The 13,369-nt window shown below is 74.3% G+C and carries 7 protein-coding genes; 4 read left to right on the top strand and 3 right to left on the bottom strand.

What is annotated here, in order from left to right; translation table 11 throughout:
• Positions 1-37 precede the first annotated feature (37 nt).
• Entirely contained in the window at positions 38-3,862 is a 3,825-nt protein-coding gene (locus AB0G84_RS18125; protein ID WP_361321245.1) for an ATP-binding protein, read from the bottom strand.
• A gap of 346 nt (positions 3,863-4,208) precedes the next feature.
• Positions 4,209-5,078: a TetR/AcrR family transcriptional regulator gene (locus AB0G84_RS18130; RefSeq protein WP_361321247.1), complete on the bottom strand. Its 870-nt coding sequence runs from the start codon at positions 5,076-5,078 to the stop codon at positions 4,209-4,211.
• Between the two features lie 206 nt (positions 5,079-5,284).
• Between AB0G84_RS18130 and AB0G84_RS18135 the strand changes: the two genes are divergently transcribed.
• The 3 genes from AB0G84_RS18135 (at position 5,285) to AB0G84_RS18145 (ending at position 10,320) form a co-directional block, all read left to right on the top strand.
• Positions 5,285-7,351, top strand: a complete 2,067-nt coding sequence (locus AB0G84_RS18135) for a SpoIIE family protein phosphatase (protein WP_361321249.1) — start codon at positions 5,285-5,287, stop codon at positions 7,349-7,351.
• An 81-nt stretch (positions 7,352-7,432) separates the two neighbouring features.
• Positions 7,433-8,833 carry a glutamine synthetase family protein gene (locus AB0G84_RS18140; protein WP_361321251.1) on the top strand — a complete coding sequence of 467 codons (1,401 nt, stop codon included), beginning with the start codon at positions 7,433-7,435 and terminating at the stop codon, positions 8,831-8,833.
• A gap of 188 nt (positions 8,834-9,021) precedes the next feature.
• On the top strand, positions 9,022-10,320 hold the full coding sequence (locus AB0G84_RS18145) for an MFS transporter (RefSeq protein WP_361321253.1): 1,299 nt from the start codon (positions 9,022-9,024) through the stop codon (positions 10,318-10,320).
• A gap of 177 nt (positions 10,321-10,497) precedes the next feature.
• Here the strand turns inward: AB0G84_RS18145 and AB0G84_RS18150 are convergent, their stop codons facing one another.
• Positions 10,498-11,265: a L,D-transpeptidase family protein gene (locus AB0G84_RS18150; RefSeq protein WP_361321255.1), complete on the bottom strand. Its 768-nt coding sequence runs from the start codon at positions 11,263-11,265 to the stop codon at positions 10,498-10,500.
• A gap of 425 nt (positions 11,266-11,690) precedes the next feature.
• Here AB0G84_RS18150 and AB0G84_RS18155 point away from each other — a divergent pair, with 425 nt between their 5' ends.
• Positions 11,691-13,088 (top strand): NADP-dependent succinic semialdehyde dehydrogenase, encoded by a 1,398-nt coding sequence (locus AB0G84_RS18155; protein ID WP_361321257.1) that lies wholly within the window; start codon positions 11,691-11,693, stop codon positions 13,086-13,088.
• Positions 13,089-13,369: the final 281 nt, after the last annotated feature.

Raw genomic sequence — 13,369 nt, forward strand, 5'->3', positions numbered from 1 at the left:
GCCGTCCCGGATGCCTTCGTCGCTCTCCCGGTGTTGCCTACGGTCCAGGATCGCACTCGGGCTCCCCACGGGCCTGCGGCGCCGCATCGGCGAAGGGGACGTGGGCCAGGGCCGTGCGCAGGGTCTCTCCGATGTCCACGACGGGCACCCCCAGGGCGTCGAGCCAGGAGACGACCTGGGGGAGGCTTGCCCGCAGAGTCCCGGACAGGGCGAGCGCCTCCTGCAGGGACACCTCGGATTCGGCGTCGCGGAACGCGTCGTCGTCGGAGAAGCCCGAGAAGAGCAGGTCCAGCGCCTTGGCAAAGGAGAGGCCCGGCGGGAGATCCCGGAGCGGCACCCGCAGCCCGTACGCCCGGAGCCGTGCGGCGACCTCGTGGTGGCTCGCCGCGAGGGTGCGCGACGCCGCCACCACATGGGCGTACGGCACCTCGGCGCCGGCCTGCAGGCCCCACCAGTGGAAGGCCCCGTCCACCTGGAGGAGCGCCTCGTCGAGCGGGGTGAACGGGTCGGGCAGCCGGAAGGGCACATCGAACCCGTAGGCGCGCAGGCGCGCCAAGGCCTCCTCAAGGCCGTCACCGGTGCGCTCCACGGACTCGAACAGGCAGTGGTAGGGGAACGGCTCGGACGGGAGCGGAAAGCGGGCGTCCCAGAAGTCGTACAGCAGCAGCCGGTCGTCGGCGTGCGCATCGGCGGGGAAGGGGTGGGGCGGCCGGAAGCCGAACGAGACCAGCTCCGCCAGTGCCTCGGCGAGGGTGCAGCCCCGCTTGTGCGCGGCGGCGACCACCTGCCCCGGCGGGACCGGCTCGGAGAGCGACAGCCAGGGCCAGTGCCCGTCCGCCCGGGCGCTCAGTACGACCAGGGCGGCCTCGTCGGGGGCGGAGGGGAGCGCGGCCGGCTCCACCTCCAGGCCGTACGAGCGCAGCGCGGCCGCCGCCTCGGGGACGGGCGTGCCCAGGCGGAGGGCGGCCTGCGCGAGGTGGCCGGGAGGCACGGGTTCGCCGGGGTCGAGCCACAGCCGTTTGCCGGCTCCGGGATCCTGGACGTCCCTCATCAGCAGCGGGTCACCGGCCTCCTGGCCGGCGCGGAACGCGGACGGGCCGGGAGCGGGAAGTCCGCGGCCCGCGGTGGACAGGCCGAGTCGCGCGGCCCGGTCCTCCACCGTGGCCAGCGGCCGCTCCAGTCGGGCCGCGAGCTGGGCCGCCAGCGTCCGCGACGGTGTCATGGTGCCCCGCCAGCTTCCGCGCGGGGTCAGCAGCGCTTGGTCGGAGGGCATCGCGGGGAGCACCGGGCCGGCCGCACCCAGCTCGGGGCAGAGGGCGGTCAGCGCATCGAGGCTCTTGTTGGGGCGGTGAGCCAGCAGCCGCCACAGGAAGAGGGAGTCGGGTGGCTCGCCCAACACCCCCATCGTGGTGGGCAGGCTGATCCCTCTGGTGATGGGGAGGAAGGAGAGGGAGGCGTCCCCGGGGAGGCAGCCGGTCTGCGCGGTGTCGAACCGCACGGACTGGTACCGCAGGTGCCGACCCGCCGCGATGGTCGCGGCGGCGAGCACATCGGCCAGCCGCAGGCTGCCGTCGGCGACCCTGCTGATCCACTCGAACGTCGGCAGGGCCTGTTCCGAGGCGAGCAGGTCGTCCGCGGCTTCGGTCAGCAGCGCGCCGACCGGCCCGGACAGCTCGTCCAGGACCTCGCGCCGGTCGGCCGACAACCTCTCCGGTGCCCGGGCGCCGGAGAGGTTCACCACCGCTCCGGTCAGGCCGGCGCCGGTGCCCGAGAACACCCCGCGCCGGAGCGACGGCTGGACCACCAGGCCGTCGACGAGCAGCCCGCCGCCCTGCTCACACCAGACCACCTGGGCCCCGTCGGGTGCCCCGGACCAGGGCACCAGCGCCCCATGGGCGTTGAGCCCGAACTGCTCGCCCGCCTGGCCGGCCCGGGCCCTCAGCTCACCGGCCCGCCATACGCTCTCCCGCTCACCGTCTTGAGCGGTGGTCGGGAACTCCGCGATGCCCAGGAGCCGTTCCAGCGCCGGCACGCACGACCAGTCGTCCGGCCGTTCCGCGCCGTCCTCGCGGAGGTAGAGCCGTACCCGGGTGCCCGGCTCCGCGCCCCGCGCCGCCGCCTCGACGATCCGGAAGAGGTGTCCGGGGCCGAAGATGGAGACCTCCAACAGGGGCCCCGGGGTGCCGTCCGGGTGCATCCGGCAGGTCGTCACGCTGATCTCGTCGGCGAGCATGAAGTAGCTCAACACGCCGATGCCGAAGCGGGAGTTGGGGAAGAACGGGACGGGCGGGTCCAGTTGCCGCCAGGCGGCCTGTTCCAGCCGGAAGTCGGGCTGTTCGGCGAAGCGGGCACCGGCCTGGGAGAAGACCCCGCGCAGCTCCGCGTCGCCCATGCCGATGCCGTTGTCCCGGCACTCCACATAGGCCCGGCCGTCCGCGTCCCGGCCCTGGGCGAACTCGATGCGGCCCTCGTAGGCGTACGACGCGAGGTGGGTGCGGTCCAGATAGGCGGTGCGGGCGCGGCGGTGGCGGCAGGCATCGAGGGCGTTCTGGTAGAGCTCGCGCAGGGCCAGATCGCGGTCCTTGTAGAGCTGGATGCCCGTCAGCAGGTCGCGGACCCGGCCCTCGTCCAGGCGGAACCTCGCCCAGCCGGTCAGCGTCCCGGAGGAGGGCACCACACCGTCCGCCGATAGGCGGCTGGGCAGCTGCGGCACCGGCTGGGTGATCCGTTCCCGCACGGTGCGGTGGACGGCGTGCAGGGTCTCGTCCAGGCGGGAGGTGTAGGCGCGGAGCGCTTCGATCACGGCTTCGTGAGGGCACTGCGCGCGCAGGACCGGAAGCGCGGGGGAGCCGCCCCAGTCGGCCCGCTCCAGGGTGCCGCGCAGCTCCGCGAGGTCGACGGGGTGCGGGATGCCGAGGTGCTCGGCGACGATGTCGGGCAGCGCCGTCATCTCCACCGAGGCGCCGTACGCCAGCGCGGTCAGCAGCGCCAGACGCTGGTCTCGGACGCGCTGGTGGCCGGGGCCGGCCACCCGGTCGTCGGGCGGGAGGGCGCCGAGGTGTTCGGGGTGGCAGACACCGGGGCCGCGGCGCAGGCCGTGGAGCAGTGCCCCGATACGCGTCGGCGAGAGCACGTCTCCCAGGGGGCGGGCCGCATCCCGCAGGGGACCGGCGGCCAGCAGCTGCCCCACCGCGTCGGGGAGGGAAGGCTCCTCGCGGCGGGCGAGCCACCGGTGGAAGAGCCACCAGCCGAGGGGGCCGGCCGCCTCTGGCCGGCGCAGTGCGCGGGTGACCAGCAGGTGCTGCTCCCGGGCGTACGCCTCGAAGGAGACGCGGTCGGGGGACGGGTCGGCCACCGGGGCGAGGGTGGCGGGGGCGACCCCGCTGTGGTCCGCGGCGACCCGTAGGGCGAGGGTGCGGTGGAGGAACGGCGTGAGGACCAGCAGGGCGGCCTCGGCCGGGTAGAGGTCGAGGGGTTCGCCGCCGCCGGGCTCGCCCAGCAGCCATTCCAGGCGTTCGGTGAACCGCCGGACCAGGTCGGGGTCCTGCCAGGGATCGTCCGTCAGCCGCTGCTCCGCCTCCTCGCGCAGGGCGGCGAGCGCGGCGGTCACCTCGGCGGTGTGGTGGCGGTGGGCCGAGGTGTCCCGGCCGGGCGGGACGTGCTCCCACACGGAGGAGGCGAGGGCGAGGCCGGTCCAGGCGTCATGGGCGGGCTGGGCCTGCGGCGGGGAGTCCGGTGCGGCGGCATGGTGGACCGACAGGTGGCCGATCGATCCGGCCTGGATCACCGGGCCGGAGACCGTGCTCTCGACCAGTGCGTTCCGCGCGTGCGGTACGTCGTGGCGGTGCGGTGGTGCTGCCATGCTGCCCGTGCCCTTCGCTCTCCTTCGAAGGCCTGTGCTCTCCTTCGACGTCCCAGGGTAGGACGCGGCACTGACAGCCCGCCGGTGAACCTCTCGTGCGCCGGCCGGAGTTGCTTGCCGGCGCGGTCCAACAGCGAAGTAGGGGAGGCGGGTTCGTTGCCGAGGGCTGCGGCGCGTCGTCAGGGGCGGGCCCGTGGAGGGCGCCAGGCGCCCGGAGGGGAAGGCGGCAGGGCTCGGGAAAGGCGCCAAGCCCGGGGAAGGTACCAAGCCAGGGGAGGGCGTCAGGCCAGGGGAAGGCGCCAAGACCGAGGAAGGGGCCAAGCCCGGGAGCGGCCCGACGTCGGGCTCAGCCGGCCGTGAGTTCGGTCTCCACAAAGGCCAGCAGGGCCTCGTGCATGGTGTCGGGGCCGGTGCTGTCCGGGGCGGTGGCGAGCACCTGGGTGGCCAGCCCGTCGATCAGCGCGGTCAGCCGGAGCGCGGTGGACTCCGGATCGACGGCGCGGAAGACGCCCTGGTCGACGCCCCGCCGCAGGACGTCGGCGACGGTGGCGCGCCACTGCCGGTGGTGGTGCGCGTGCAGCCGCCCCGCGGGGGTGGAGCGGGCGGCCTGCGCCCACAGCTCGAGCCGGACCAGCCACTGGCGGCGCTGCCGCGCGCTGCGCGGGGTCTGCAGCGCGATCAGCCGCAGCAGCTCGGCGCGGGCGTCGGCGGTCCCGGCCGGCCCCGCGGTGCGGCGCGCGGCGTCCTCGTCCAGGTACCAGCGCACGGCCGCCGCCAGCAGCGCGTCCCGGCCGGGGAAGTGATAGTGCACGGTGGCCGGGCTGGTGCCGCAGGCGGCGGCGATGTCGGCGACCCGTACGCCGTGGAAGCCGTGCTCGGCGATCAGCTGGACGGTCTCCCGGACGATCTGCAGCGGCCGGCCCCCTTCTGGCACCGTCGTCGGCGCGCGGTCCGGCTCCGCGGGCGGCTCGGGGGCGCCCAGCAGCCAGCCGGTGTCGACCCCGCCGACATCCGCGATCCGCACGATCTCGGCCAGCGTGAAGCGCCGGGAGCCGCCCAGCGATCTGGAGAGCTTCGAGGGGTCCATGCCCAGCCGGCGGGCGAACGCGCGCTGGCTCCAGCCGAGCCGGCCGATCACCTGCCGGACACGGTCCGTGACCCCTCCGGCGTCGCCGCTGATCCGGGCGCCGGAGCCCTCTCCGGGGGCGTCGCTCATGGTTCGGGACCGTAACAGTCGTGTTGAGAAGATCGCAATGATCGCGATGTGATGAAGGCGGGAATCGCCCTGCTCTGTGGGGTAGAAGCGTCGCCGTGGCGAGGGTGACTGATGGTTGAGTCAGTGAGGTGACGAAGGGTGTCCCGGATCGGTGGGGAGACGGGCCGGATCCGCCGCAATCCGGGTGAATGTGGCAAAGTGACGACATGGCTGACCGCCGGGGAGCGAAGCGGCCCACCGTGTCGGTGCCGGACGACTGGCCCGCCCACCCGGACCTGACCCTGGCCCTCAACGGCATGGGCGGCTTCGACTGGGACCTCGACAGCGGGCTGATGCACATGGACCCGCCCGCCCTCGAGGTCTTCGACCTGCACCCCTCCGAGTACGACGACCGCCCCGAGACCCTCGGCACCCGCGTCCCGGCCCACGAGGCGGCCCGGCTGGACTCCCTGGTGGCCCGGTCGCTCAAGGACGGCAGCGACTCCTACGGCGCCTACTTCCGGGTCCGGCTGCGCGACGGGCAACTGCGCTGGACCCACGCCCAGGGCAGCATCCGCCGCGACGACACCGGACGGCCCCGCCGCATCATCGGCGTGGTCCGCGACGCCAGCCACGAATACACCCATGCGGCCGAACGCCTCGCCGTCGACGAGGAGCGCCGCCGCCACACCAACGTCGTCGAACGCACCACCGCCGCCCTGGCACACGCCAGAACGGTCGGCGAGGTGATCGCGGTGCTCGCCGACGAACAGGGCCTCAGCCGCCTCGGCGCGGAGAACATCATCCTCGGACTGGTGGAGGCGGGCCGCATCCGGCTCGTCTCCGAGGGCAAGGCGGGCAGCTTCGTCCCCGACCTCGAATACACCCGGGTCGGCGACGAATTCCCGATGAGCGAGGTGGTGCGGACCCTCAACCCGCGCTTCGTGCACAGCCGCGCGGAGTTCCGGTACGGCTACCCCCGGCTGTGGCACGCCATCGAGCCGCTCAACGTCAACTCCGCCGCTTACCTCCCGCTGATCGCCCAGGGCCGCCCCATCGGCGTGATCGGCCTGTTCTTCGAGCGCGAGAGCGACTTCCGCGACCAGGAGCGCAACGTCCTGGTGGCGCTCGGCAGCAGCATCGCCCAGAGCCTGGCCCGGGCCATGCTCTACGACCAGGAGCACGAGATCGCCGCCGGACTCCAGCAGGCCATGCTGCCGCGCCGCATCCCCGGCGTCCCCGGCGCCCAGATCGCCGTCCGCTACCGCTCCGCCCGGATGGGCCGGGACATCGGCGGTGACTGGTACGACGTGATCACGCTGCCCAACGGCCGCGTCGCCGCCGTCATCGGCGACGTCCAGGGCCACGACACCCAAGCCGCTGCGCTGATGGGCCAGCTGCGCATCGTGCTGCGCGCCTACGCCGCCGAAGGGCACACACCCGCCACCGTCATGGGCCGGGCCTCCGCCTTCCTCAACGAACTGGAGGCCGACCGCTTCGCCACCTGCCTCTACGTCGACGCCGACCTCAGCACCGGCTCGGCCCGGATCGTCCGCGCCGGCCACATCGACCCGCTGCTGCGGCACGCCGAGGGCATCTGCCGTCGACTGACGGTGGCCGGCGGACTGCCCCTGGGGATCTCCTCCGAATTCCGCCGCCTCGACTACCCCGTCACCACCGTCCAGCTCGCCCCCGGCGACACCCTGCTGCTGTGCACCGACGGCATCGTCGAGCACCCCGGCACCGACCTCGACGAAGGCATGCGGAAGTTGGCCCGCGAGGTCCGTGACGGCCCCCAGGACGTCCAGCAACTCGCCGACCGGCTCTGTGCGTCGGCGGACGACCGCACCGGCGAGGACGACATGGCGCTGCTCCTGCTGCGCCGCCTCGGCGTACCCGAACACGACACCGTGGGACGGTTCCGCCAGCACATCGCCCCCGCCGACCCCGACGGCCTCTCCGCCGCCCGGCACATGATCCGCTCCGCGGTGCGCGCCTGGGGCGCTGCCGAGCGGTCCGAGGAGATCGAGCTGGTCGCCGACGAACTCATCACCAACGCCCTGCTGCACACCGACGGCGAGGCGGTGGTGAACATCCGGATGCCGCACAGCGTCGAACGGCGGCTCCGGCTGGAGGTCGAGGACCACTCCAGCAGCCTGCCGCGCCGCCGCGAACCGGGCGAGGCCGGGGTCTCCGGCCGCGGCCTGCTCCTGGTGGACCGGCTGGCCGATGTATGGGGTGTGGAGCCGCGCGGCGGCGGAAAGTGCGTATGGTGCGAGTTCAACTGCCCCTGACCGGGACGGCGCCGCGCCGCACCGGGCACCAGTGGGCAGACGGGCGCCGAGGGATCGGCACGGGCGAGTGAGGACGGCTCTATGGCAGCGCGGGCTGGGGAACAGCGCGAGGAAGCCCGCCGGTTGACGGCGCGGCTGGAGGCCGAAGGCGTCCGGAACGTCGCCCTGACCTGGGTGGACAACGCCGGCATCGCCCGCGTCAAGACCATCCCGGCCCAGCGCCTGGCGGCCGCCGCCGAACGCGGCGTAGGGATGTCCCCCGTCTTCGACGTCTTCACCTCCGACGACGCCATCACCGAGTCCGACCACCTCGGTGGACCCGACGGGGACCTACGGCTCTTCCCCGCCCTGGACCGGGTCACCGTCCTCGCCGGCCAGCCCGGCTGGGCCTGGGCCCCCGCCGACCGCTACGACCAGCTCGGGGCGCCGCACCCCGCCTGCCAGCGGCAGTTCGCCCGGCGGATGACCGAGCGGGCCCGCGCCGCCGGCCTGGAACTGCGGATGGGCTTCGAGACCGAGTGGGTGGTCACCCGTGCCCCCGAGGGCCACACCGCGGCGGCCACCGACCCGCACGCGCCCCTCGACTACCCCTGCGCCGGCCCGGCCTACGGCATGACCCGGGTCGTGGAACTCTCCGACTACCTCCGCGACGTCACCGAGGCACTCACCGTCCAGGACATCGACGTCCTCCAGCTCCACCCCGAGTACGCCCCCGGCCAGTTCGAGATCACCACCGCACCCGGCGACCCGCTGCGCGCCGCCGACGATGTGGTCCTCGTCCGCGAGACCCTCCGCGCCGTCTCCGCCCGGCACGGACTGCGCGCCTCCTTCGCGCCCTCGGTCGTCGCCGGACAGGTCGGCAACGGCTGCCACCTCCACCTCGGCCTCTACCGCGAGGGCCGGAGCCTGCACCGCACCCCCGACGCCACCTGGGGCCTGGCCCCCGACGCGGTCGCCTTCCTCGGCGGCGTCCTCAACGCCCTGCCCGCCCTGCTCGCCATCGGCTGCCCGTCACCCGCCAGCTACCTGCGGCTCCAGCCCTCGCACTGGGCCGGCGTCTACCAGTGCTGGGGCGTGGAGAACCGTGAGGCGGCCCTCCGCCTGATCACCGGCGCACCGGACGACCCGGACGGCGGCCACGCCGAGGTCAAGACCTTCGACGCCGCCGCCAACCCCTACCTCGCCGTCGGCTCGGTGATCGCCGCCGGACTGCACGGCATCGAGTCCGCCGCCTCGTTGCCCGCACCGCAGACCGGCGACCCAGGGACCCTCGGCGTCCGCGAGCGCGCCCGGCGCGGCATCGTACGGCTGCCCGCCACCCTCACCGAGGCGGCCGACCGGCTGGAGAAGTCGGCGCCGCTGTACGAGGCGATGGGCGAGGTGCTGCACGGCGCGGTGCTCGCCGTCCGGCGCGCCGAGGAGGCGCACTTCGCCGAGCACGAGCCCGAGGAGATCGCCGCCGCAACCCGCTGGCGCTGGTGAGGCCCGCGGGTCGGCCCAGGGGCCGGACCCGGCCTCGACGGCGGCCTTCGCCCACCGGCGGGGCGTAGCGCGTCACCGAACCCTGCCGGACGCCCGCCGCGGGCACCGGCCCCGTAAGGGACACTCGACCCCACCGCCTCTTTCCTCGCCGCCTCCGGTGCGCCCCGACGCGTGCTTTACTTCGCCGCGTGGCCTCTACAACGACCTCGGACGACTCCCCGCAGACCGGACCGGAGGAGCGCGAAGTCCCCCTGCGCTCCCGGATATTCGCCGACCTGACCCCCCTGCGCAGCTCGCCGGACTACCGCCGGCTGTGGTGCGGCAACACCATCTCGTGGATGGGCCAGCAGATGACCGCGCTCGCGGTCTCCCTGCAGGTCTACGCCATCACCCGCTCCACCTTCGCGGTCGGCATGGTGGGCCTGTGCTCCCTGGTCCCCCTGGTGGTGTTCGGGCTGTACGGCGGCGCCATCGCCGACACCGCCGACCGCCGCAAACTGGGCCTCTACAGCGCCGCCGGCGCCACCGTGATGTCCCTCGTGCTGGCCGGCGCTGCCCTGGCCGGATACCACCGGGTGTGGCTGCTCTACACCGTCGTCGCCCTCCAGGCCGTGTGCTTCGCGATGAACTCCCCGGCCCGCGCCTCGATGATCCCCCGGCTGCTGCCCACCGAACAGCTGCCGGCCGCCAACGCGCTCAGCTCCCTGACCACCAACCTCGGCCTGATGGGCGGGCCGATGCTGGGCGGCCTGATTGTCGGACTGTGGGGCTACCAGGCCGCGTACCTGATCGACGTGGCCGCCTTCACCGCGGCGTTGTACGCGATGTGGCGGCTCCCGGCGATGCGCCCCGACCACGGCGAGGGGCCGCGTCGCCGCGCCTCCGTCCTCGACGGCCTGCGCTTCCTCGCCACCCGCCCCAACCTGCGGATGACGTTCTTCTCCGACCTGGCGGCGATGGTGCTCGCCCAGCCGCGCGCCCTGTTCCCCGCGATCGCGGTGCTCTGGTTCGCCGGCGACGCCAGGACCGTGGGCCTGCTGGTCGCCGCGCCCGCGGTGGGCGCCGTCCTGGGCGGGCTGTTCTCCGGATGGCTCGGCCGGATCCGCCGGCACGGCCTGGCCATCCTGATCGCGGTGGCGGCCTGGGGCGCGGCCACCGCCTGCTTCGGCCTCGCCCGGAACCTGTGGCTGGGGCTGTTCTTCCTGGCCGTGGCCGGGTGCGCGGACACCGTCTCCATGGTGTTCCGCAGCACCATGCTGCAGGCCGCCACCCCGGATGCGATGCGCGGCCGTCTCCAGGGCGTCTTCATCGTGGTGGTCGCGGGCGGCCCGAGGCTGGGCGACTTCGTCGCCGGCTCCGCCGCCGACCTGACCTCCCTGGCCACCGCGGTGATCGGCGGCGGCCTGGCCTGCGTCCTCACGGTCGCCGCCCTGGGCCTGGGCCGCCGCGCCTTCGCCCGCTACGACGCACGCGATCCGCAGCCTTAGGGGGCGGGGCGGGGCGGGGCGGGGGAGCGGAGCGGCGTGCGGGGGTTGGGGGCCGCAGGAGGTGAGGGGCCGCTGGTGGTGAGGGGCCGTAGGGGGCGGGGGAACAGATCCCGTAGGGGGTGCAGGAGCCCCCCGCGGGCCACAACGTGGTGGGGTGGGGCGGTATTCCGGTGGTGCTCAGTAGTGGGTGAGCGCGGTCGGCCCGTACGTGGTGCCGATGGCGAGGTGCGGCTGCTGGGCAGGGCGCAGCCAGGACAGGATCCGCGCCATCGCCCCGGCCGGCACCGACACACAGCCGGCCGTGGCCCCCCGCCCATTGACGTGGAGGAAGATCCCGGCGCCCCGGCCGCGCACCGGGTGGTGGTAGTTGAAGCCGACGACCACGGCCCGGGCGTACTGCACCGGATGGTCCGCGAGCCGCTCCGACTCGGCGGCCGCGCAGTCCGGCGGACGCGGTCGCACCCAGCGGTTGTACGACGTGGAGGCGTTGTCCTCGCACCACCACGCGTCCCCGGTAACCCGGCGGTACGGCGTGAGCGTGCCCGGCGGCGCCGGGGCGAGGCCGAAGGCGAACGGCAGGTCGTAGAGCCCGGTGGGGGTGGTCGAGGTGCCCTGCACCCGGGTGGCGCCCTCGGTCAGCCCGTTCGCCCCGAACCGGGCGGGCGCCGAACCGGCCCTGTGCCAGCGCCCGTTGCGCCGCTGCCACCACTCCACCGTGCCGGTGGTGGCGCCGACCGAGGGCGCCTGGGCGGTGATCAGCTGGCGGCCCCCGCCGGTGTCCGCCATGCGCTGGGGAAGGGGGAGCGAGCCGGCGGCGGCTCCGGCCGGGGCGGGGCCGGCCAGCGTGAGCAGCGCCGCGCCGGCCACCGACAGCGCCACCGCGGCCCCGGCCCGCAGCGCCCCGGTCACCGGATGCCTCCTCGTACACACCATGGGCATGGGCATGGCGGCACGGTAGCGCCCCTGCGGTCCGCCCGGCGCCGTCCGTACCGGTCACATACGCCCACCGGCCCCGGACCGCAACCCGTCCGCGGCAATCCGTCGTGCGCCCGGGCCATGGACAGGCCAAACTCGGGTACGGGGGCACATGTGCCACCAGTTGTCTCATTGGGAGGCCCGCAGTGCAGCGGCAACCGCAAACCCGCAGTGCGTGCACGCGCGACCGCGATCCGCAGCCCACACCCCCGGATCCGGGGACCCCACCGCCGAACCCCGTCCCGGACCCGCTCCCGGGCCCGCCGGTCCCGCCCGCGCCACCCGAACCGATTCCGCCGGAGCCGTCACCGATCCCCCGGCCCCCCGGGCCCGACCCCGACCCGGTCCCGGAACCCTCACCGGCCCCCTCTCCGCTCTCTTAGGAGGTGCTGATCATGGCCATCGCCACGGTCAACCCGGCCACCGGCGAGACCCTGAAGACCTTCGACGCGCTCAATGCGGGCGAGATCGAAGACCGCCTGGTCAGGGCGGACCAGGCCTTCCAGGAGCACCGCGGCACGACCTTCGCGCACCGCAAGGAACTGCTGCTGCGGGCCGCCGAACTGCTCGACGCCGACCAGGACGGCATCGCCCGCACCATGACCACCGAGATGGGCAAGCCCCTGGTCCAGGCCCGCGCGGAGGCCGCCAAGTGCGCCAAGACCATGCGCTGGTACGCCGAGCACGCCGAGGCGCTGCTCGCCGACGAACACCCCGACCCCGACGACGTGCAGGACTCCGGAGCGGTGCGCGCCGTGGTCCGCTACCGCCCCCTGGGCACCGTCCTCGCGGTGATGCCCTGGAACTTCCCGCTCTGGCAGGTCGTGCGGTTCGCCGCGCCGGCCCTGATGGCCGGCAACACCGGACTGCTCAAACACTCCTCGAACGTCCCGCAGACCGCGCTCTACATCGAGGAGCTGTTCCGCCGCGCGGGCTACCCCGAGGGCTGCTTCCAGACCCTGCTGATCGGCTCGGGCGCCGTCGAGGAGGTGCTGCGCGACCCGCGGGTCGCCGCCGCCACGCTCACCGGCAGCGAACCCGCCGGCCGCTCGGTGGCCGCCACCGCCGGCGACGAGATCAAGAAGACCGTGCTGGAACTCGGCGGCAGCGACCCGTTCGTCGTCCTGCCCTCCGCCGACCTCGACAAGGCGGTCCGCGTCGGCGTCACCGCGCGCGTCCAGAACAACGGCCAGTCCTGCATCGCGGCCAAGCGGTTCATCGTGCACCAGGACGTCTACGACGCCTTCGCCGAGCGGTTCACCGCGCGGATGGCGGCGCTGACCATCGGCGACCCGATGGACGAAGGCACCGACGTCGGGCCGCTCTCCAGCGAGCAGGGCCGCTCCGACCTGGAGGAGCTGGTCGATGACGCGGTCCACCAGGGCGCCACCGCACTGTGCGGCGGCCGGCGCCCGCCCGGTCGGCGCGCCGGCTGGTTCTACGAGCCGACGGTCCTGGCCGGCATCACCCCCGGTATGCGTATCCACCACGAGGAGGCGTTCGGCCCGGTGGCCACGCTCTACCGGGTCGCCGACCTGGACGAAGCGGTGCAGGTCGCCAACGACACGCCGTTCGGCCTCAGTTCCAACGCCTGGACCCGCGACCCGGCCGAACAGCAACGGCTGGCGCGGGACCTCCAGGCCGGTGGCGTCTTCTTCAACGGTATGACCGCCTCCCACCCCGGCCTGCCGTTCGGCGGCGCCAAGCGCTCCGGCTACGGGCGGGAGCTCTCCGGCCACGGCATCCGGGAGTTCTGCAACATGACGACGCTGTGGTACGGGCCGGAGGAGTGAGGCCCAGGGCGGTCCGCGCTGCCGGGCCGCGCCGGCCCGCCGCCGCTCCGCTCCGGCCCGCGGGCGTGGCGGCGCGATCGCGCCGGCCGGGTTCCTCTCGGCATGCGCACGGGCATTTCCCGCCCCGGGGGTGAGGGTGTACGTTCCCGTCAGGTCGGGCTGGCCAAGGGCCAGATTGGTCGGCTCGACCCTCGCGTACGCGGACGGCCCCGTAGCCGCCTTCCTGCCCGGACGGGCAACCGAAACCGCCCGGTTCCCGCCCGGTAGCAACCTCCCGCTTC

The organism is Streptomyces sp. NPDC020742 (genome assembly GCF_040641675.1).
Classification (GTDB): domain Bacteria; phylum Actinomycetota; class Actinomycetes; order Streptomycetales; family Streptomycetaceae; genus Streptomyces.

What these genes read in the sequence shown, in the direction of transcription:
- AB0G84_RS18125 (WP_361321245.1), bottom strand. Translation starts at nt 3,862, where the DNA reads ATGGCAGCACCACCGCACCGCCACGACGTACCGCACGCGCGGAACGCA.
- AB0G84_RS18130 (WP_361321247.1), bottom strand. Translation starts at nt 5,078, where the DNA reads ATGAGCGACGCCCCCGGAGAGGGCTCCGGCGCCCGGATCAGCGGCGAC.
- AB0G84_RS18135 (WP_361321249.1), top strand. Translation starts at nt 5,285, where the DNA reads ATGGCTGACCGCCGGGGAGCGAAGCGGCCCACCGTGTCGGTGCCGGAC.
- AB0G84_RS18140 (WP_361321251.1), top strand. Translation starts at nt 7,433, where the DNA reads ATGGCAGCGCGGGCTGGGGAACAGCGCGAGGAAGCCCGCCGGTTGACG.
- AB0G84_RS18150 (WP_361321255.1), bottom strand. Translation starts at nt 11,265, where the DNA reads ATGCCCATGCCCATGGTGTGTACGAGGAGGCATCCGGTGACCGGGGCG.
- AB0G84_RS18155 (WP_361321257.1), top strand. Translation starts at nt 11,691, where the DNA reads ATGGCCATCGCCACGGTCAACCCGGCCACCGGCGAGACCCTGAAGACC.